The organism is Burkholderia sp. AU32262 (assembly GCF_020419985.1).
Taxonomy (GTDB): Bacteria; Pseudomonadota; Gammaproteobacteria; order Burkholderiales; family Burkholderiaceae; genus Burkholderia; species Burkholderia semiarida.
The window spans coordinates 24,205-43,761 of the sequence record NZ_JAIZRS010000022.1; the positions used below are offsets into that span (position 1 = coordinate 24,205).

17 protein-coding genes are annotated in these 19,557 nt (G+C 68.8%); 6 read left to right on the forward strand and 11 right to left on the reverse strand.

Features of this window, described 5'->3' with window-relative positions:
* Positions 1 to 15 precede the first annotated feature (15 nt).
* The 4 genes from LGN10_RS24230 to rsmA are packed head-to-tail and all read left to right on the forward strand — an operon-like array spanning position 16 to position 5,663.
* On the forward strand, positions 16 to 2,376 hold the full coding sequence (locus tag LGN10_RS24230) for an LPS-assembly protein LptD (RefSeq protein ID WP_226225250.1): 2,361 nt from the start codon (positions 16 to 18) through the stop codon (positions 2,374 to 2,376).
* Positions 2,377 to 2,428: 52 nt separating this feature from the next.
* Positions 2,429 to 3,787 (forward strand): peptidylprolyl isomerase, encoded by a 1,359-nt coding sequence (locus LGN10_RS24235; protein ID WP_059642955.1) that lies wholly within the window; start codon positions 2,429 to 2,431, stop codon positions 3,785 to 3,787.
* Positions 3,788 to 3,798: 11 nt separating this feature from the next.
* Positions 3,799 to 4,788, forward strand: a complete 990-nt coding sequence (pdxA, locus tag LGN10_RS24240; RefSeq protein ID WP_059642958.1) for a 4-hydroxythreonine-4-phosphate dehydrogenase PdxA — start codon at positions 3,799 to 3,801, stop codon at positions 4,786 to 4,788.
* Between the two features lie 47 nt (positions 4,789 to 4,835).
* Positions 4,836 to 5,663 carry a 16S rRNA (adenine(1518)-N(6)/adenine(1519)-N(6))-dimethyltransferase RsmA gene (gene rsmA / locus LGN10_RS24245; protein ID WP_034201387.1) on the forward strand — a complete coding sequence of 276 codons (828 nt, stop codon included), beginning with the start codon at positions 4,836 to 4,838 and terminating at the stop codon, positions 5,661 to 5,663.
* A gap of 96 nt (positions 5,664 to 5,759) precedes the next feature.
* On the opposite strand, the gene LGN10_RS24250 is transcribed toward rsmA, so the two are convergent.
* Complete coding sequence (locus LGN10_RS24250; protein WP_226225251.1) at positions 5,760 to 6,695, reverse strand: DMT family transporter; 936 nt, start codon at positions 6,693 to 6,695, stop codon at positions 5,760 to 5,762.
* 350 nt (positions 6,696 to 7,045) lie between these two features.
* Between LGN10_RS24250 and gloA the strand changes: the two genes are divergently transcribed.
* A complete protein-coding gene (gloA, locus tag LGN10_RS24255) occupies positions 7,046 to 7,429 on the forward strand; it encodes a lactoylglutathione lyase (RefSeq protein ID WP_059578709.1) in 384 nt (127 codons plus the stop codon).
* A 108-nt stretch (positions 7,430 to 7,537) separates the two neighbouring features.
* Here the strand turns inward: gloA and LGN10_RS24260 are convergent, their stop codons facing one another.
* The 5 genes from LGN10_RS24260 to glyQ are packed head-to-tail and all read right to left on the reverse strand — an operon-like array spanning position 7,538 to position 12,982.
* Entirely contained in the window at positions 7,538 to 8,428 is an 891-nt protein-coding gene (locus tag LGN10_RS24260) for a M48 family metallopeptidase (RefSeq protein ID WP_060314988.1), read from the reverse strand.
* Between the two features lie 45 nt (positions 8,429 to 8,473).
* A complete protein-coding gene (locus LGN10_RS24265; RefSeq protein ID WP_059578704.1) occupies positions 8,474 to 9,238 on the reverse strand; it encodes a lysophospholipid acyltransferase family protein in 765 nt (254 codons plus the stop codon).
* 43 nt (positions 9,239 to 9,281) lie between these two features.
* Positions 9,282 to 9,845 (reverse strand): D-glycero-beta-D-manno-heptose 1,7-bisphosphate 7-phosphatase, encoded by a 564-nt coding sequence (gene gmhB / locus LGN10_RS24270; protein WP_059578701.1) that lies wholly within the window; start codon positions 9,843 to 9,845, stop codon positions 9,282 to 9,284.
* A 10-nt stretch (positions 9,846 to 9,855) separates the two neighbouring features.
* On the reverse strand, positions 9,856 to 11,955 hold the full coding sequence (gene glyS / locus LGN10_RS24275) for a glycine--tRNA ligase subunit beta (protein ID WP_226225253.1): 2,100 nt from the start codon (positions 11,953 to 11,955) through the stop codon (positions 9,856 to 9,858).
* A 22-nt stretch (positions 11,956 to 11,977) separates the two neighbouring features.
* Positions 11,978 to 12,982, reverse strand: a complete 1,005-nt coding sequence (glyQ, locus tag LGN10_RS24280; RefSeq protein WP_006477868.1) for a glycine--tRNA ligase subunit alpha — start codon at positions 12,980 to 12,982, stop codon at positions 11,978 to 11,980.
* A gap of 287 nt (positions 12,983 to 13,269) precedes the next feature.
* Between glyQ and LGN10_RS24285 the strand changes: the two genes are divergently transcribed.
* Positions 13,270 to 14,925, forward strand: coding sequence for a hypothetical protein (locus LGN10_RS24285; RefSeq protein WP_226225254.1), 1,656 nt, complete (start codon positions 13,270 to 13,272; stop codon positions 14,923 to 14,925).
* A 57-nt stretch (positions 14,926 to 14,982) separates the two neighbouring features.
* On the opposite strand, the gene lnt is transcribed toward LGN10_RS24285, so the two are convergent.
* The 5 genes from lnt to ybeY all read right to left on the reverse strand — a co-directional run bounded on the left by lnt (position 14,983) and on the right by ybeY (position 19,517).
* Positions 14,983 to 16,686 (reverse strand): apolipoprotein N-acyltransferase, encoded by a 1,704-nt coding sequence (gene lnt, locus LGN10_RS24290; RefSeq protein WP_226225256.1) that lies wholly within the window; start codon positions 16,684 to 16,686, stop codon positions 14,983 to 14,985.
* A gap of 52 nt (positions 16,687 to 16,738) precedes the next feature.
* Positions 16,739 to 17,626, reverse strand: a complete 888-nt coding sequence (locus LGN10_RS24295; RefSeq protein WP_059578694.1) for an HlyC/CorC family transporter — start codon at positions 17,624 to 17,626, stop codon at positions 16,739 to 16,741.
* A gap of 276 nt (positions 17,627 to 17,902) precedes the next feature.
* Positions 17,903 to 18,052 carry a hypothetical protein gene (locus LGN10_RS24300; RefSeq protein WP_167351617.1) on the reverse strand — a complete coding sequence of 50 codons (150 nt, stop codon included), beginning with the start codon at positions 18,050 to 18,052 and terminating at the stop codon, positions 17,903 to 17,905.
* Positions 18,053 to 18,095: 43 nt separating this feature from the next.
* Complete coding sequence (locus LGN10_RS24305; protein WP_059578691.1) at positions 18,096 to 18,728, reverse strand: gamma-glutamylcyclotransferase; 633 nt, start codon at positions 18,726 to 18,728, stop codon at positions 18,096 to 18,098.
* Between the two features lie 12 nt (positions 18,729 to 18,740).
* Complete coding sequence (gene ybeY, locus LGN10_RS24310; RefSeq protein ID WP_226225257.1) at positions 18,741 to 19,517, reverse strand: rRNA maturation RNase YbeY; 777 nt, start codon at positions 19,515 to 19,517, stop codon at positions 18,741 to 18,743.
* Between the last annotated feature and the right edge of the window lie 40 nt (positions 19,518 to 19,557).

Sequence of the window (19,557 nt, forward strand, 5' to 3'; positions counted from 1 at the left end):
TTCGCCAAACGATAGATGCCGCCCAAACCGCTATTCCCGAATGTTTTCCCCGGTGACGGGGCGCCGCGCAAACGGCGGCTCGCGCTCGCGCTCCTGGCCGTGCCCGGCCTCGTGCCGGCCGTGTCGTACGCGCAGCTGTCGGGCGCCGCTGCGCAGCCGCAGCCGCTCGACTCGCCGTGGGATCTGCGTCTCGCACCCCAGCTCGAGGATCATCCGCTGAAGGACGGCGCGAAGCCGGCCGCGTTCGTGATCGCCGACCACACGAGCGGCACCGCCGAGCAGGATCTCGCCGCGAAGGGCTCCGCCGAGCTGCGGCGCGGCGATGCCGTCGTGAAGGCCGACGCGATCCACTACGATCAGGATACCGACATGGCCGATGCGTACGGCCAGGTCAAGGTGATCAACGGCGGCACGTCGTTCGCGGGCCCCGAGGCGCATCTGAAGGTCGAGGCGAACCAGGGCTTCATGACCGCGCCGAAGTATCACTTCAACGTGACGGGCGGGTCGGGCAGCGCGGAGCGCGTCGACATGGTCGACAACGAGCGCTCGGTGTTCGTCAACGGCACGTACACCGCATGCCAGTGCGCGACGAATCCCGCGTGGTACATCAAGGGCAGCCGCTTCGACTTCGATACGGGTGCCGATGAGGGCACCGCGCGCAACGGCGTGCTGTTCTTCCAGGGCGTGCCGATCTTCGCGAGCCCGTGGATGACGTTCCCGCTGTCGGGCGAGCGGCGCAGCGGCCTGCTGCCGCCGACGTTCTCGGTGAACTCGAGCAACGGCTTCGAGCTGTCGCTGCCGTACTACTTCAACATCGCGCCGAACCGCGACCTGACGCTCACGCCGCGCATCATCTCGCGGCGCGGCGTGATGGCCGAGGCGACGTTCCGCTATCTGTCGCCGTCGTATTCGGGCACGTTCACGGCCAATTACCTGCCGGACGACCGGCTCGCGCACCGCAACCGCTACGCGATCTACTGGCAGCACCAGCAGAACTTCGGCGGCGGTTTCGGCGGCTACGTCTATTACAACAAGGTCTCGGACAACACGTATCCGGAAGACCTCGGGTCGGCGAACCAGTTCATCAACGGGACGCAGACGCTGTACCAGCAGGAAGCCGGCCTTACGTACAACAACGGCCCGTGGTCGGTGCTCGCGCGCTACCAGCACTGGCAGACGCTGCCGCCGTCGATCGCGCCGTACAGCCGCGAGCCGCAGTTGAACGTGAAGTACACGAAGTACAACGTCGGCGGCTTCGACTTCGGCGCGGAAGCCGATTATTCGCGGTTCCGCATCACGACCGCCGACGCGACCGAAGGCGACCGCATCGTCTTCAATCCGTACATTTCGTACGGCGTGTACGGGCCCGGCTACTTCGTCGTGCCGAAGGTCCAGTACCACTTCGCGTCGTACGACCTGAACTACCTGTCGTCGACCACGCCGAACAGTCCGAAGCGCTTCACCGAGTCGATCCCGACCGTGAGCTTCGACACGGGCCTGATCTTCGACCGTTCGGTGCGCCTGTTCGGCCAGGACTTCATCCAGACCCTCGAGCCGCGCCTGTACTACGTGTACACGCCGTATCGCGACCAGTCGAACGCGCCGCTGTTCGACACCGCGGAATCGGACTTCGGCCTCGCGGAGATCTACCAGCCGAACACGTTCGTCGGTAACGACCGGATCGCCGACGCGAACCGGATCACGGCCGGCCTCACGTCGCGCTTCATCGATCCGCGCACCGGCGACGAGCGCGCGCGCTTCGTGATCGCGCAGCAGTACTACTTCGCGGATCAGCGCGTCACGCTGACGCCCGGGCAGAGCGCCGTGCTGGCGCGCCACTCGGACCTGATCGTCGGCGCCGCGCTGAAGCTCGGCTCGGGCTTCATGTCGGAAACGGCGTTCCAGTACAACCAGAACAACAACCAGCTCGTGAAGTCGAGTATCGGTTTCGGCTACAGCCCGGGCGAGCGCCGCGTGATCAACGTCGGCTACCGCTATACGCGCACGAACACCACGCTCGACAACCAGCCGATCAACCAGTTCCTGGTGTCCGCGCAGTGGCCGCTCACGCGCCGCCTGTATGCGATCGGCCGCTTCAACTACGACTTCGCCGGAGATCGCGTGGTCGACGGTCTGGTCGGCTTACAATACGACGCGGATTGCTGGGCGCTCGGCGTCGGGGTGCAGCGGGCCGCGAACGGCATCAATTCGTCGGGACAGCAGAACTCGTCGACGCGATTCATGATGCAGCTGACGCTCAAGGGCTTGTCGACGGTCGACAACGGCCTCGTGTCCGCATTCCGCGCCGGGGTGCCGGGCTACACGCCGTTGCCGCCGCCGCCGCCGCCGATGTCCCGCTTCAGCAACTACGAGTAACGCCGGCAATGTCTGCACCGGTCAGCACGATTTCAATGGAGTTTCAGTGGCAATGAAGAAAACCCTTCGTTTCGCGGCAGTCGTGTCCAGCCTCGCCGCGTCCGCCGCGCTGCTCGCCGCCGCGCCCGCTGCGGCGCAGGCGCTCGGTTCGCAAGGTGCGCAGCTCGCCGACGAAGTCGTCGCGGTCGTCAACAACGACGTGATCACGGGCCGCGAACTCGACCAGCGCGTCGGCCTGATCGCGCGCCGGCTGCAGCAGCAGAACGCGCCGGTGCCGCCGGCCGACCAGTTGCGCGCGCAGGTGCTGAACCAGATGGTGCTCGAGCGTATCCAGGTGCAAAAGGCCAAGGACGACGGGATCCGCATCGACGACGCGACCGTGCAGGCCACGCTGCAGCGTCTCGCGCAGGCGAACGGGATGACGCTCGACCAGTATCGCGCGCGTCTCGAGGCGCAAGGCGTGCCGTGGAGCATCTTCACGAACGATGCGCGTACCGAGCTGATGCTGTCGAAGCTGCGTGAGCGCGAAGTCGACGGCAAGATCACGGTGTCGGACGCCGAGGTCGCGAACTACATCGCGAGCCAGCGCGGGCCGAACGCGGCGCAGCAGCAGGACCTGCGCTTCCAGCACATCTTCATCAAGGCGCCCACCAACGCGCCGCAGGCCGACATCGAAGCCGCGCAGAAGAAGGCCGAAGCGCTGCTGCAGCAGGCGAAGTCGGGCGCCGATTTCGAGCGCCTCGCGAAGAACAACTCCGAAGCGAACGACGCGAAGAAGGGCGGCGATCTCGGCTTCAAGTCGCCGAGCGCGCTGCCGGCCGACGTCGTCGACGCCGCGTCGAAGCTGCGCCCGGGCCAGGTCAACCCGACGCTGATCCGCGTGCCGGACGGCTTCGAGATCGTGCGCCTCGTCGACCGCCGCCAGAGCCAGGGCGCGAGCGCCGCGGCGCCGAAGATCGTGCAGACGCACGTGCGCCACATCCTGCTGCGCGTCGGCGAAGGCAAGTCGGAAGGCCAGGCGCGCCAGCAATTGAGCGACATCCGCAACCAGGTCGAGGCCGGCGGCGATTTCGCGAAGTTCGCGCGCACCTACTCGCAGGACGGCTCGGCGTCGCAGGGCGGCGATCTGGGCTGGATCAGCCCGGGCGAGACCGTGCCGGAATTCGAGCGCGCGATGAACAGCCTGCAGGACGGCCAGATCAGCCAGCCGATTCGCACCGAGTACGGCTACCACCTGATCCAGGTGCTGAGCCGCCGTGAAGCGGAAGGGTCGGTGCAGCAGCAGATGGACATCGCCCGTCAGGCGATCGGCCAGCGCAAGGCCGAACAGGCGTATGCCGACTGGCTGCGCGAGCTGCGCGATTCGTCGTACGTGCAGTACAAGATCGGCGGCGTCGGCCCGGCGAACTGAGCGAGCATCGGATGACCATGCCCGCGCTGCAGATCGCGATCACGACCGGCGAACCCGCGGGGGTCGGCCCGGAGCTGACCGTGCAGGCGCTGCGTGACGCCGCGCAGCGCTGGCCCGACGCGCATTTCACCGTGCTCGGCGATGCGGCGCTGCTCGATGCGCGGGCGGCGGCGGTCGGGGCCGACCCGGCCACGCTGGCCGGCGGCACGCAGGTGTCGGTCGCGCATCACGCGCTGGCCGCGCCCGCGCAGGCGGGCAAGCTGGACGCGGCGAACGGGCGGTACGTGCTCGGGTTGCTCGACGCGGCGATCGACGGCGCGCTGGCGGGCCGGTACGACGCGATCGTCACCGCGCCGCTGCAGAAAAGCACGATCAACGACGCGGGCGTGCCGTTCACCGGTCATACCGAATACCTGGCCGAACGCACGCATACGCCGCGCGTCGTGATGATGCTGGCCGGCACCGGCCACCGGCCGCTGCGCGTCGCGCTCGCGACCACGCACCTGCCGCTGAAGGATGTATCGGCCGCGCTGACGATCGACGGGCTCGTCGAGACGCTCGCGATCATCGATCGCGACCTGCGGCGCGATTTCGGTCTCGCCGCGCCACGCATCCTCGTGACGGGCCTGAACCCGCACGCGGGCGAGAACGGTTATCTCGGCCGCGAGGAGATCGACGTGATCGAACCGGCGCTGGCCCGCGCGAACGCGCAACGCATCGACGCGCGCGGCCCGTATCCGGCCGACACGCTGTTCCAGCCGCGCCATCTGGCCGATGCCGATTGCGTGCTGGCGATGTTCCACGACCAGGGCCTGCCCGTGCTGAAGTACGCGACGTTCGGCGAGGGCATCAACGTGACGCTCGGGCTGCCGATCATCCGCACGTCGGTCGATCACGGCACCGCGCTCGATCTGGCCGGCACGGGCCGCGCGGATCCGGGCAGCATGATCGCCGCGCTCGATACGGCCGTCACGATGGCGCGCCATCGCCGCGCAGCCTGACGCCGCCGGCTTACTCCTTTCGTCGTATTTTTCGTTTTACTGAGTCGATGTCGAACAGCAGACAGCACCAAGGCCATTTCGCGCGCAAGCGCTTCGGGCAAAACTTTCTCGTCGATCACGGCGTGATCGACTCGATCGTCGCGACGATCGGCCCCGCCCGCGGCCAGCGGATGGTCGAGATCGGCCCCGGGCTCGGCGCGCTGACCGAGCCGCTGATCGAGCGCCTCGCGACGCCCGAGTCGCCGCTGCACGCGGTCGAGCTCGACCGCGATCTGATCGGGCGCCTGCAGCAACGCTTCGGCGCGCTGCTGGAACTGCACGCGGGCGACGCGCTCGCGTTCGACTTCCGCTCACTCGCGGCGCCCGGCGACAAGCCGTCGCTGCGGATCGTCGGCAACCTGCCGTACAACATTTCCAGCCCGCTGCTGTTTCACCTGATGACGTTCGCCGATGCGGTCATCGACCAGCATTTCATGCTGCAGAACGAAGTCGTCGAGCGGATGGTCGCGGAGCCGGGCACGAAGGCGTTTTCGCGGCTGTCGGTGATGCTGCAGTACCGTTACGTGATGGAGAAGATGCTCGACGTGCCGCCGGAATCGTTCCAGCCGCCGCCGAAGGTCGATTCGGCGATCGTGCGGATGATTCCGTACGAGCCGCACGAACTGCCGGACGTCGATCCCGTGCTGCTCGGCGAAATCGTCACCGCCGCGTTCTCGCAGCGCCGCAAGATGCTGCGCAATACGCTCGGCGACTACCGCGAGACGATCGATTTCGATGCGCTCGGCTTCGATCTCGCGCGCCGCGCGGAGGACGTGAGCGTGGCCGAATACGTCGGCGTCGCGCAGGCGCTGGCGGCGGTGCGCAAGGCCGGATGATGCGCGTGGCGCGAGCCGCTCATCGGCTGTATCGACGAGGCTGCCCGACGGGCAGCTTTTTTATTGCCCGCGCGTCTTCTTGCGCCGGTCCGGTCGTCACGCCCGCCGGCGCGGCGGCGCGTTGACGAGCGCGATGCCGGTCAGCACGAGCGCGGCCGCGGACATGAAGCGCCAGCCGACGGATTCACCGAGCAGCAGCACGCCGAACGCGACGCCGAACAGCGGCGACAGGAACGTGAAGACGGGCAGTCGGGACGCGCTGTAGCGCGTCAGCAGCCAGAACCACGACAGATAGCTGACGAACGCGACGATCACCGACTGGTAGGCGAGGCTCGCCACCGCAATCGGCGTCACGTGCGCGAACGACATCTGGCCGAACAGCGCGGCGAGCGCGACCAGCACGACCGCCGATACCGCGAGCTGATAGAACAGCGTCTTGCTCGCGCTGGCCCGCGCGAGCGCCGTCGAGCGTACGACGACCGTCGTCGCGGCCCACATCGCGCCGCCGAGGATCCCGAGCGCGTCGCCGGCGAGCCCGGCCAGCACGGACGCGCCGGGCGCGCGCGGCTTCAGGAAGCCGTCCGCGAACGCGAGCGCGATGCCGGCGAATGCGATGCCCACGCCGGCCCATTGCGTGCGTTGCAGCCGCTCGCCCGGTGCGAACAGGTGCAGGCCGAGCGCGGTGAAGCACGGCGCCGTGTACAGGAAGATCGCCATGTGCGACGCGCTCGTCAGCGTCAGCCCGAAGAACACGCAGACGAATTCGCCGGCGAACAGCGCACCGGCCGCGAGGCCCGCGCCGAACGTGCCGTCCGCCTGGAACAGCGGCGTGCCGCGCGTGCGGGCCCAGCCCCACAGCAGCAGCGTGGCGATCGCCGAGCGCAGCCCGGCCTGGAACATCGGCGCGATCGCGGCGTTCGTGCTCTTGATCGCGACCTGCTGGAAGCCCCAGATCGCGCACAGCAGCAGCATCAGGCCGACGGCGCGCGTATCGAGTGCGCGGCGCACGGGGGCGGCGGCAAGCGGGCTCATCGACGTGCCTCGCGGGTCCGGTGCGGTGGCGGCGAGGTGAGGCGGGCGGCGCGTCCGGTGCGCTCGGATGGGCGGTTTCGCACGGCAGGGTGGCGGTACGGAAGAGTGGGTGGTCGCGGTCGGGCGGTGGCACGCGTGCCCGATTTTGGTGCGAAGTGGAAGGATGTTACCCGATCGACGCGGTGGCCGGGTGAGTCGGATCGTGCTGTTTCCCGCCGCGGCGCTCGCTCGTGCTCGTGCGGCTCAGCCGCTGCACCGCCCGGGCGCGCGCCGGCCAGCCGTCCCCGGCGCGATTCACCCGACTCCGGTAGAATTTCCGGTTCTGGAAAGTCCCCACAGGAGTACAACACATGCGTTTGCTGCATACGATGCTGCGAGTCGGCGATCTCGACCGCTCGATCAAGTTCTACACCGAATTGCTCGGCATGAAGCTGCTGCGTCGCGAGGACTATCCGGAAGGCAAGTTCACGCTCGCGTTCGTCGGCTACGAAGACGAGCGCACGGGCACCGTGATCGAGCTGACCCACAACTGGGACACGCCGTCCTACGATCTCGGCAATGGCTTCGGCCATCTGGCGGTGGCGGTCGACGATGCGTACGCGGCCTGCGAGAAGATCAAGGCGCAAGGCGGCAAGGTCACGCGCGAGGCGGGCCCGATGAAGCACGGCACGACCGTGATCGCGTTCGTCGAGGATCCGGACGGCTACAAGATCGAGTTCATCCAGAAGAAGTAAGCGCGGGATGAACCGGGCCGCGGCGTGCGATGTGCGCCGCACCAACGAAAAAGGGCGATGCGGGGTAATCCGCATCGCCCTTTTTCGTTGGCGGCGAAGCCGTGCGCGTCAGAGCGACGGCAGCAGCTCGGGCGGGTGATGCTTGAGCGTGTGCCGCGCTTCGCGGAACTCGGGGAAGATCGATTCGACGGTCTGCCAGAAGGCCGGGCTGTGGTTCATCTCGCGCAGGTGCGACAGCTCGTGCGCGACGACGTAGTCGATGATCGACATCGGGAAATGAATCAGCCGCCAGTTCAGGCGGATCTTGCCGTCGCTCGAGCAACTGCCCCAACGCGTCGCGGCCGACGACAGCGCATACATCGAATACGTGACGCCGAGCTTTTCCGCATAGACCGCGAGGCGTTCGCCGAAGATGCGTTTCGCTTCGCCCTGCAGCCAGCCCTGCACGCGGTCCTTGATCTGCTGCATGTCGGCCTGCACGGGCAGCGGCAGCGACAGCCGCAGCGCGTCGGCATCGAACGCGACGGCGCCCGCGCCGAGCGCGATCGTCACCGTCTTGCCCAGATACGGCAGTTGCGCGCCGTCACGCCAGTCTATCTGCGGCAGCGCGCGTTGCTCGGTGCGCGTCTTCCATTCCGCGAGCTTCGCGAAGATCCAGCGCTGCTTCTCGGCGATCGCCGCCTCGATGTCGGCGAGCGTGACCCAGCGCGGCGCGGTGATCGACAGCCCGCTGCCGTCGATCGTGAAGCCGATCGTGCGGCGCGCCGAGCGCTTGAGCCGGTATTCGAGCACGCGGCTGTCGAGCGCGAACGTGCGCACGCGCGAGCGATCGGGCGCCGGACCGGGATCGAGCGGCGCGGCAGGGGCGGCGATGTCGGGTGGCGCCGGCGGGGCGGCGGGCGCCGACGGCGGCGCGGCCGGCCCGTCGAAGAGCGGCAGGTCCATCTGGCGATGATCGAGGGCCACGACGGCAGGCCGTGGCCGCGGACGCTGTTTCATCAGTTCGCTTCTTTTTGTCGTACGCAACGGCTGCAATCCGGGGCGTCAGGCGCGCGCGGCATCGCGTGTGCCGGCGTTGCCCGCCTGACGATACGCATCGGGATCGATGCGGCGCATTTCCGCTTCGATCCAGGCTTCGACCTGCGAGTTCAATACGTCGGGCGTCTTGCCTTCGACCGGAATCGGCTTGCCGATCGACACGGTGACGACGCCCGGGAATTTCGTGAACGAGTTGCGCGGCCACACACGACCTGCATTGTGCGCGATCGGCACGACCGGCGTGCCGGTTTCGATCGCGAAGCGCGCGCCGCCCGTCTTGTACTTGCCCTGCTTGCCGACCGGCGTGCGCGTGCCTTCGGGGAACATGATCATCCATGCGCCTTCCGACAGGCGCTTCTTGCCCTGGCGGATCACCGAATTGAACGCGTTCTTGCCTTCCTTGCGGTTGATGTTGACCATGTGCAGCAGCCCGAGCGCCCAGCCGAAGAACGGCACGTACAGCAGCTCGCGCTTGAACACGTAGCAGAGCGGCTTGGGCATCAGCGCCGGAAACGCGAGCGTCTCCCACGCGGATTGGTGCTTCGACAGCAGCACGGCCGGGCCGTCGGGCAGGTTCTCCATCCCTTCGATCCGGTAGCGGATGCCGTTCAGCCAGCGCACGACCCACAGCGTCGACTTGCACCAGCCGGCCGCCATCCAGTAGCGCGCGTCGGGGCGCATGAACGGGAACGCGATGAAGCACGCGGTGGCGTACGGCACCGTGTACAGGATGAAGTAGATCAGCAGCAGCAGGGAGCGAACGAAGCGCATCGGCGTGAGTCTGGCGTTGGGGAGGATGCGCGCGGCAGCCGCATCACTCGTGTTCGTGTGAAAGAAAATCGAGCGCGAACGCGCGCAGGTCGTCGTGGACCTTCGTGCCGGGCGGCAGGTTGCCCGCGGCGAGCGTCTTCTTGCCCTTGCCGGTCAGCACGAGGTGCGGCTGGAAGCCGACCGCGACGCCGGCGAGCAGGTCGCGCAGCGAATCGCCGACGACCGGCGTGTGATCGGGATCGATCTCGAAGCGCTCGGCGATCATCTGCATCATGCCGGGTTTCGGCTTGCGGCAGTCGCAGTGATCCTCGGCCGTGTGCGGGCAGAAGAACACCGCGTCGATGCGCGCGCCGACGGCAGCCGCCGCGCGATGCATCTTCAGGTGCATCTCGTTGAGCGCGGCCATGTCGAACAGCCCGCGACCGATGCCGGACTGGTTGGTCGCGACGACCACGCGGTAGCCCGCGTGGTTGAGCCGGGCGATCGCCTCGAAGCTGCCGGGCAGCGCGATCCATTCGTCGGGCGTCTTGATGAACGCGTCCGAATCGACGTTGATCACACCGTCCCGGTCGAGGACGACGAGCTTTCGGTTGGGGCTGGTCGGCATCGTGCGGCCCTTATGCGGCGAGCTTCGAGATGTCGGCGACGCAGTTCATCTGCTGGTGCAGCGCGGACAGCAGCGCGAGACGGTTCGCGCGCAGGGCAGGATCTTCCGCGTTGACCATCACGTCGTTGAAGAACGTGTCGACCGGCGCGCGCAGCGCGGCGAGCGCCGACAGCGCGCCCGTGTACGCACGCGCCTCGAGCTGCGACTGCACGTGCGGCGTGACGGCCGCGAGCTGCTCGTGCAGCGCCTTTTCCGCGGCCTCGACGAGCAGCGTCGGCTGCACCGCGCCGTTCGCGCCGCCTTCCGACTTCTTCAGGATGTTCGAGATCCGCTTGTTCGCGGCCGCGAGCGCTTCGGCTTCCGCGAGGCGCGTGAATTCGCGCACCGCGTCGAGGCGCGCGACGAGATCGTCGATGCGCGTCGGGTTCAGGCTCAGCACCGCGTCGATTTCGCCGGCCGAATAGCCGCGCTCGCGCAGCAGGCCGCGCAGGCGATCCATGAAGAACGCGAAGATCGCGTCGGTCGATTCGGCGACGCCCGGCACGCCGTCGAAGCGTGCATGGGCCGTGCGCAGCAGCGACACGAGATCGAGCGGCAACTGCTTTTCGAGCAGCAGGCGCAGCACGCCGAGCGCGTGGCGGCGCAGCGCGAACGGATCCTTCTCGCCCGTCGGCGCGAGGCCGATGCCCCAGATGCCGACGATCGTTTCGAGCTTGTCGGCGAGCGCGACGGCGGTCGACACCGGCGTGGTCGGCAGCGCGTCGCCGGAAAAGCGCGGCTGGTAGTGCTCGGCGCACGCGAGGGCGACGTCGTCGGCTTCGCCGTCGTGGCGCGCGTAGTACGTGCCCATCGTGCCCTGCAGTTCCGGGAACTCGCCGACCATGTCGGTCAGCAGGTCGGCCTTCGCGAGGCGCGCGGCGCGCTTCGCGTGCGCGGGATCGGCGCCGATCGCCGGGGCGATCTCGCCCGCCAGCGCCTCGAGGCGCTCGACGCGCGCGAGCGCCGAACCGAGCTTGTTGTGATAGACGACGTTGGCGAGCTGCGGCACGCGATCGGCGAGCGGCTTCTTCTTGTCCTGCTCGAAGAAGAACTTCGCGTCGGCCAGGCGCGGGCGCACGACGCGCTCGTTGCCTTCGACGATCTCGCCCGGCGTCTTCGTCTCGATGTTCGACACGATCAGGAAGCGCGAGCGCAGCTTGCCGGCGACGTCGGTCAGCGCGAAATACTTCTGGTTCGTCTGCATCGTGAGGATCAGGCATTCCTGCGGCACCTGCAGGAATTCGTCCTCGAAGCGGCACGGGTAGACGACCGGCCATTCGACCAGCGACGTCACTTCGTCGAGCAGCGACTCGGGCATCACGACCGTGTCGCCGTTCGCATGTTCGTTCAGTTGCGTGCGGATCGTTTCGCGACGATCGGCGAAGTGCGCGATCACGCGGCCCTTGTCGCGCAGCGTGTCGGCGTACGCGCGCGCATGCTGGATCGCGACGAGGCCGTCGGACAGGAAGCGGTGGCCGAGCGTGGTGTCGCCGGCATCGACGCCGAACGCGGTGACGGGCACCACGCGGTCGTCGTGCAGCACCGTCAGGCGATGCACCGGGCGCACGAACTTCACGTCCGTGCCGTCCGGGCGCTGGTACGTCATGAATTTCGGGATCGGCAGCTTCGCGAGCGCTTCGTCGAGCGCGGCCTGCAGGCCGTCGGCGAGCGTGGCGCCGGCCGCCGAGTAGTTGATGAAGAACGCTTCGGCCTTGCCGTCCTGCGCGCGCTCGAGATCGGCGATCGACAGATTCGGGTGGCCGAGCGCCGCGAGCTTCTTCGCGAGCGGAGCCGTCGGCTTGCCTTGCGCGTCGAGCGCGACCGACACGGGCAGGACCTTTTCGCGGACCTGTCTGTCGGGCGCGACGGCGCGTACGTTCTGCACGACGACGGCGAGCCGGCGCGGCGTCGCGTAGCGTTCGAACACGAGTTCGCCTTCGACGAGGTCGCGCGCGGCGAGGCGTTGTGCGATACCTTCGGCGAATGCGTCGCCGAGGCGCGCGAGGGCCTTCGGCGGCAGCTCTTCGGTCAGCAGTTCGACGAGCAGGGGGGCGGGATGATTGTGCGTCATGTCTGGAATAAATCTCGTCTCGTCAGTCCTGATCGATCTTGCGTTCGACCTTGAGCGGCGGCGCCCATGCCGGCTGCGCGGCATCCTGGGCGTCGGTGGTGAGGCCCGGCACGCCCGGCGGGTTGCCGAGCATCGGGAAGCCGAGCTTCTCGCGCGAGTCGTAGTAAGCCTGCGCGACGAGACGCGACAGCGCGCGGATGCGGCCGATGTACGCTGCCCGCTCGGTGACCGAGATCGCGCCGCGCGCGTCGAGCAGGTTGAACGTGTGGCCGGCTTTCAGCACGAGCTCGTACGCGGGCAGCGCGAGCTGCGCGTCGATCATCTTCTTCGCTTCCGCTTCGTAGCTGTTGAAGAACGTGAACAGCAGGTCGACGTTCGCATGCTCGAAGTTGTAGGTCGACTGTTCGACCTCGTTCTGGTGGTACACGTCGCCATACGACAGGCGGCGCAGCTCGGGGCCGTTCGGGCCTTGCTCTTCCCACTCGGTCCACACGAGGTCGTACACGTTCTCGACCTTCTGCAGGTACATCGCCAGGCGCTCGAGGCCGTACGTGATCTCGCCGAGCACCGGCTTGCATTCGAGGCCGCCGACTTCCTGGAAATACGTGAACTGCGTGACTTCCATCCCGTTCAGCCACACTTCCCAGCCGAGGCCCCACGCGCCGAGCGTCGGGTTTTCCCAGTCGTCCTCGACGAAGCGCACGTCGTTCTGCTTCAGGTCGAAGCCGAGCGCCTCGAGCGAGCCGAGGTACAGGTCGAGGATGTTTTCCGGCGCCGGCTTGAGCACGACCTGGTACTGGTAGTAGTGCTGCAGGCGGTTCGGGTTTTCGCCGTAGCGGCCGTCCTTCGGGCGGCGCGACGGCTGCACGTACGCGGCGCGCCACGGCTCGGGGCCGACCGCGCGCAGGAACGTGTGGACGTGCGACGTACCCGCGCCGACTTCCATGTCGATGGGCTGGAGCAGGGCGCAACCCTGCTTGTCCCAGTAGGACTGCAGCGTCAGGATGATTTGCTGAAACGTAAGCATGAAGAGCCTTCGTGGCGCTGGCGCTCCGTTGCGGACGGCGCTCCGGGCGGGCCCGGAGGGTCGGCTCGCGCGGCGGCGCGGCTTGTTAGTGTGCAGAAACGCGTAATTTTACCGGATCGGCGAGCGGATGCGGCCGGAAGCCGGATGCGGGCATCGCCGCACCGTTCCGGCGGCCCGCGCACCGGTGCGCACGCGCGCGGGCCGCGGCGCCTCGCGCGGGCGTTAAGATGCGCGTATTGCGGCGCGTGCGATGCGCGCCGCGTCACCCGCTTGCCGATGCCGATTGCATGAACGAACCGACCGACATTCTGATTCCGTTGCTTCCGCCGTTCCTCGCGCTGCTCGGGCAGGCCGCCGACGCGCAGGCGCGCGGCGAGCGCCCCGCGCACGATCTTTGGCTGGCCGCCGCCGCCCATCTGCATGCGGTCGATGCCGACTCGCTGGTGCGGCTCACGACCGCGCTCGTTGCCCGGCAGCGCCCGGCCGACGCGCTCGCGCTCGCCGAATGCGCGGCGCGCGTGCAGCCGGGCGCGGCCACGCACTTCAACCACGGCTACGTGCTGCAGATGGCCGGCCATCACGCGCAGGCGGTCGCGCCGTACCGCGCGGCGCTCGCCATCGACGCCGGCTGGCCGTCGCTGCGCAACAACCTCGCGATCGCGCTGCGGCTGTCGGGCGGCGACCGCGCGGAAGAGATCGCGCTGCTCGACGCGGCCGTGAAGCACGATCCGCAGGACGTGCAGGCGTGGATCAATCTCGTCGTCGCGCGGATCGCGATGCACGACCTGGACGGTGCGCTCGCGAGCGCCGCGCGGCTCGCCGATCTCGCACCCGACAACGCGCTCGCGATGAACAACGTCGCGATGGCGATGAAGGAGGCGCAGCGCTGGGACGACGCCGAGCGCCATGCGGCGCGCGCGTGCGAGCTCGCGCCCGACGACGCGTCGTTCCGCTTCAATCTCGCGATCATCCAGCTCGTGCGCGGCAACTACGCGGCCGGCTGGCGCGGCCACGAGGCGCGCTGGGACGGCGCGGGCGAGTTGCGCGGCCGCCGGCCGGCGCTGCCGGGCCCGCGCTGGCAGGGCGAGCCGCTTGCCGGCAAGACGCTGCTGGTGTGGGGCGAGCAGGGGCTCGGCGACGTGCTGCAGTTCTGCCGCTTCGTCGTGCCGCTCGCCGAACGCGTGCATCGCGAGGGCGGCCGGCTCGCGTGGAATACGTTTCCGGCGCTCGGCGCGCTGATGCAGCGCAGCCTCGGTGCGCATGCGGACGTGTTCGGCGCGGGCGGCGGCGTCGACGCGCTGCCGGCGTTCGATTACGAAGTGCCGCTGATCGGCGTGCCGCTGATGCTCGGCATGGAAGCGTCGACGCTCGCGGCGTCGGTGCCGTACCTGCGGGCCGAGCCGGGCGCCCGCGACGCATGGCGCGCGCGGCTCGCGGGCGACGGCCGGCTGAAGGTCGGGCTCGTGTGGACGGGCAGCGCGGGCCACCAGCGCAATCCGTTCCGGCGCGTCGGGCTCGAACGCTACGCCGACGCGTTTCGCGGCATCGACGGCGTCACGTTTTATTCGCTGCAGCCGGGGGCGGACGCGGACGTCGCCGCCGCGCGCGCGGCCGGTTTCGCGATCGAAGACTACACCGACGAATTGAAGAGCTTCGACGATACGGCCGCATTCATCGGCGCGCTGGATCTCGTGATCACCGTGTGCACGTCGGTCGCGCACCTGGCCGGCGCGCTCGGCGCGCGCACCTGGGTGCTGCTCGACGTGAATCCGCACTGGCCGTGGCTGCTCGATCGCCGGGACAGCCCGTGGTATCCGACCGCGACGTTGTACCGGCAGCCGACGTTCGGCGCGTGGGCGCCGGTGATGGAGGACGTGAGCCGCGACCTGCGGGGCCTCGCCGCGCAGCCGGCGCAATCGGATCGATCGTCCCGGCAGGCCTGAACGGCCGGCCGGTTCGCGGTCACGGGCCGCCGCCGTGCGCGGCGGCGGCCCGTTGCGTCATGCCGCTTCGTCGCCGCCGTGCTGCTGCCGGCCGTTGCGGCGGCGCAGCCCAGGCCCGAACGTGAAGCCGAACGCGAGCAGCACGAACGACACCGCGAGCACGATGTTGTTGCCGCTCGTCACGTACGGCGTGAAGCCGCTCGTGCCTTCGATCCGCACGTCGAGCGAGCCGATCGTGAACGGCTTCAACTGGCCGAGCACGCGGCCGTGCGCGTCGATCGCGGCCGTCATCCCGGTGTTGGTCGAGCGCAGCATCGGCCGGCCCGTTTCGAGCGAGCGCATCCGCGCGATCTGCAGATGCTGGTCGAGCGCGATCGTGTCGCCGAACCACGCGAGGTTCGTCACGTTGACGAGCACGCCGGGCGGCTGCGGGTTGTCGCGGATCGTCGCGGCGATTTCCTCGCCGAACAAGTCCTCGTAGCAGATGTCGGCCATCACCGGCTGGTTGTGCACGAGGAACGGCTTCTGCACCGGCGCACCGCGCGCGAAGTCGCCGAGCGGCATCTTCATCAGGTTGACGAACCACCGGAAGCCCCACGGAATGAACTCGCCGAAGGGCACGAGGTGATGCTTGTCGTAGTGATAGATGTCGCGCGAATTCGGCGTCACGCCGTACAGGCTGTTCGTGTAGTCGACGTAGTGGCCGTCCTCGGTCACCGACGCGCCGACCGCGCCGAACAGCACGGCCGAACCGGTCGTGTCGCTGAACTTGCGGATCGCGGCGGCGAACGGCTCGGGCAGTTCCTGGATCATCACCGCGATCGCGGTCTCGGGCGTGACGATCAGGTCGGCCGGCTTCTCGACGATCATCTGCTGGTACATCTTGATCGCCGCGTCGATGCCTTCCTGCTCGAACTTGATGTCCTGCTTCACGTTGCCCTGCAGCAGCCGCACGGTGAGCGGCGCGTTCGCGGGCACGGTCCACGTGACCTGCGACAGCCCGAGGCCGGCCGCGACGAGCGCGAGCGCGATGCCGGCCGGCGCGGCGATGCGCACGCGGGCGTTGCCGCCCGATGCGCTGGCTGCGCCGTCACGCACCGGCGACGGGCGCGCGGCGGCGAGCGCCTGCACGACCAGCGCGGCGAACAGCGCGAGCACCCACGCGATCCCGTACACGCCGACCACCGGCGCGAAGCCCGCGAACGGGCCGTCGACCTGCGGATAGCCGCTGCCGAGCCACGGAAAGCCGGTGAACACGGTGCCGCGCAGCCATTCGCCGAGCGCCCACGCGCTGGCGAACGCAAACGCGCCGTGCCAGGTCGGCGAGAACGGCCGCGGGTCGGGCTCGCGGCGGTGCCACGCATGGCCCGCGCAGAACGACCACAGCCCGGCCGAGAACGCCGGATACAGCGCCAGGTACAGCGAGAACAGCACGAGCGCGCCGCCGGCGAGCGGCGCGGCCATCTCGCCGTACACGTGCATGCTGATGTAGAGCCACCAGACGCCGGTGATGAAGTTGCCGAAGCCGAACGCGCCGCCGGTGAGCGCGGCGCCGCGCCAGCTCGACGTGCGCGTCAGTTGCGCGAAAAACCAGACGAATACGACGAGCTGCAGCCAGCCGCCATGCGGCGTGGGCGCGAAGGTGAGCGTATTGGCCGCGCCGGCGAGCAGCGCGGCCGGATAGTGCCAGCGCGGCAGCGCGCGGCCGGGGGCCGGCGCGAGAAGGCCGCCAGCCGGGCGGGACGGGATCGGATCGTCCATGTGAAGCGGAAGTGGGCGAGCGGTTGAAGGAAGCGCGGCTGGCGCGGAGCGGTCAGTCTTCGTGCGAGGTTTCGGCGCGACGGCTGGCGAGCGGGTTGCGGCGCACCAGCAGCACATGAACCTGGCGCGCATCGCCGCGCTGGATCTCGAACACGAGGTTGCCGAGCTGCAGCTTCTCGCCGCGGTGCGGCACGCGTCCGAAATGATGGGTGATCAGCCCGCCGATCGTGTCGACCTCGTCGTCGGGAAAATCGGTGCCGAACGTCTCGTTGAACTGTTCGATCTCGGTCAGCGCGCGCACGCGGTAGCGGCCGTCCGGCCCCGCGATGATGTTGCCGGCTTCCTCGTCGAAGTCGTATTCGTCCTCGATGTCGCCGACGATCTGTTCGAGCACGTCCTCGATCGTGATCAGGCCCGCGACGCCGCCGTATTCGTCGACGACGATCGCCAGGTGGTTGCGGTTCACGCGGAAGTCGTGCAGCAGCACGTTCAGGCGCTTCGATTCCGGAATGAACACGGCCGGGCGCAGCATCCCGCGCACGTCGAACTCCTCCTCGGCGTAGAAGCGCAGCAGATCCTTCGCGAGCAGCACGCCGATCACGTTGTCGCGGTTCTCCTCGTACACGGGGTAGCGCGAGTGCGCCTTTTCCAGGACGAACGGGATGAAATCCTCGGGCTTGTCGGCGATGTTGATCGCGTCCATCTGCGCGCGCGGCACCATGATGTCGCGCGCGCACAGATCGGACACCTGGAACACGCCTTCGATCATCGACAGCGAATCGGCGTCGATCAGGTTGCGTTCGTGGGCGTCCTGGAGGATTTCCAGCAGCTCGCCGCGGGATTCGGGCTCGGGCGAGATGAAGTCGGTCAGGCGCTCGAGCAGCGAGCGCTTTTCTTGCGGTTTGTCGGTTGGCTTACGACTGGGATACGAATCGTTCATGGTGGTGCGCCCGGGTCATGCCGGGGCGCGCGGTCACGGAGTAGGCAAGGATACACCAAGGGCACGACGCGACCGTGTCACCCCGGCCGCACGGCCAGGGCGGGCGGCTCGCGCGGGCCCCGCTCGCGGACGGCCGCGCCGGGCGCGACGTCGTCGTCGGGTCCATCCTATCGCAGAAAGGAGCGGCGGGGCGCGGCGGCCAAAAAACGGTGGCGGGACCGGCGGCGCGGCCGGACGGCGGCATTCTGCCGCAGGCGGGCGCCGCCGGCGCGCCGCTCAGAACCGCATGCCGGCCGAGCAGCCGCCGGCGGCCGCGCCGTTGGTCGCGGCGCCGCCGCAGCCGAGTATCCCGCAGCCGGACAGCGCGACGCTCGCGGCGACGAGCAGCACGGCGATCCTGCAACGCGACCAGTGTGACGGTTTCATTGGCGGTGTCCTCGTGCGGGTGCGCGGGCGGCGCGGTGTCGGATCACCGGCATCGCGCCAGCAACCCTTCCAGCGCGCGGTCGGGGATGCCGCTCGCGCGCAGCGCGTCGACCGTGCGGCTCACGTAGTCGAGCGTCGTGCCGTAGCGGCCGGCCGCGCAGCCGAACACTTCCTTCACGACGGCGTCGGTCAGCTTGCCCGTATAGGTCGGTGCGTCGCGGCGCATCACGAACGCGAGCGCGTTCACGCGTTCGCCGGTCTCGAGCGAGCACGGCAGCCACGCGGGCCGGTACGAGCCCATCGGCATCTCGCGTTTCCACAATGTCTCGAGATGCGGCTGCGCGGTCGGGCCGGAAAGCCGGAACGCGATGCCCGAGCACGAGCCGCCGCGATCGAGCGCGAGCACGAGGCCCGGCCGTTCGGGCGTGCCGCGGTTCACGCGCGACCACAGGTAGAGCCCGCGATGGTAGCCGTGCACCTTGCCGCGCACGGCGGCGACGGTCGGCAGCCCGGGGTTCCAGATCAGCGAGCCATAGCCGAACAGCCAGAGATCCTGCCGGCCGTCCCAGTCGCGCATCGTGTGTGCGAGCGATGCCGCGAGCTCGTCTTCGGTCAGCAGACGGCCTTCGCCGATCGACGGCGGGTAGGCGGGCGGCAGCATCGCGGCGTGACGCATCGTGCGGACGGCTTACCGGTACGGGTTCGGGAAACCCAGTTTCGCGAGGATGTCGACTTCGAGCGCTTCCATTTCGGCCGCGTCCTCGTCGCTCGTCTCGTGGTCGTAGCCCTGCGCGTGCAGCGCGCCGTGCACCAGCAGGTGCGCGTAATGGGCCGCGAGCGGCTTGTCTTGATCGTGCGCTTCCTTCTCGACGACCGGGCAGCACAGCACGAGGTCGCCGATCACGGTGCCGTCGGGCGCCGGGTCGTACGCGAAGGTCAGCACGTTGGTCGGATAGTCCTTGTGGCGGTAGCCGGCGTTCAGCGTACGGCCTTCGTTTTCGCCGACGAAGCGCACGGTGAGCTGCGCGCTCGCGAACAGCGCCGGCTCGAGCCATTCGGCGATCAGCTTGCGCTTGGGCAGCGCCTTGCGCACGTCGCTCGTGATCTCGTCGCCGTACTGGACGGACAAGTCGAGTTCCAGCGCGCGCGGTTCGTCTTCGGGGTCGTCCTCGCGCGGCGCGAATTCGGCGCCGACGTGCAGCGTCACGCTGTCGTAGTGCTCGGGCTGCAGCGCGAGCTTCGCGCGCATCGCCGGGTCGTTGTGCTGCGCGACGATCGCGACAGCCGCGTCGCCCGAGCTGCCCGACAGGTCGAACATCAGGCTGCGGCCGTCCGGGAAGTCGATCCGCAGCCCTTGCGCGTTGACGGTCCGGGCCTTGCCCTTCGCGTCGAACAGCGAAAGGCGGGGGGATTCGGACGCGACGGACTGGGCGCGGCCGGACTTGCGGGAACGGGAGGATTTCATGACGCGTGAGGCGATTGGGACGCGTCGAGGATACACCAAA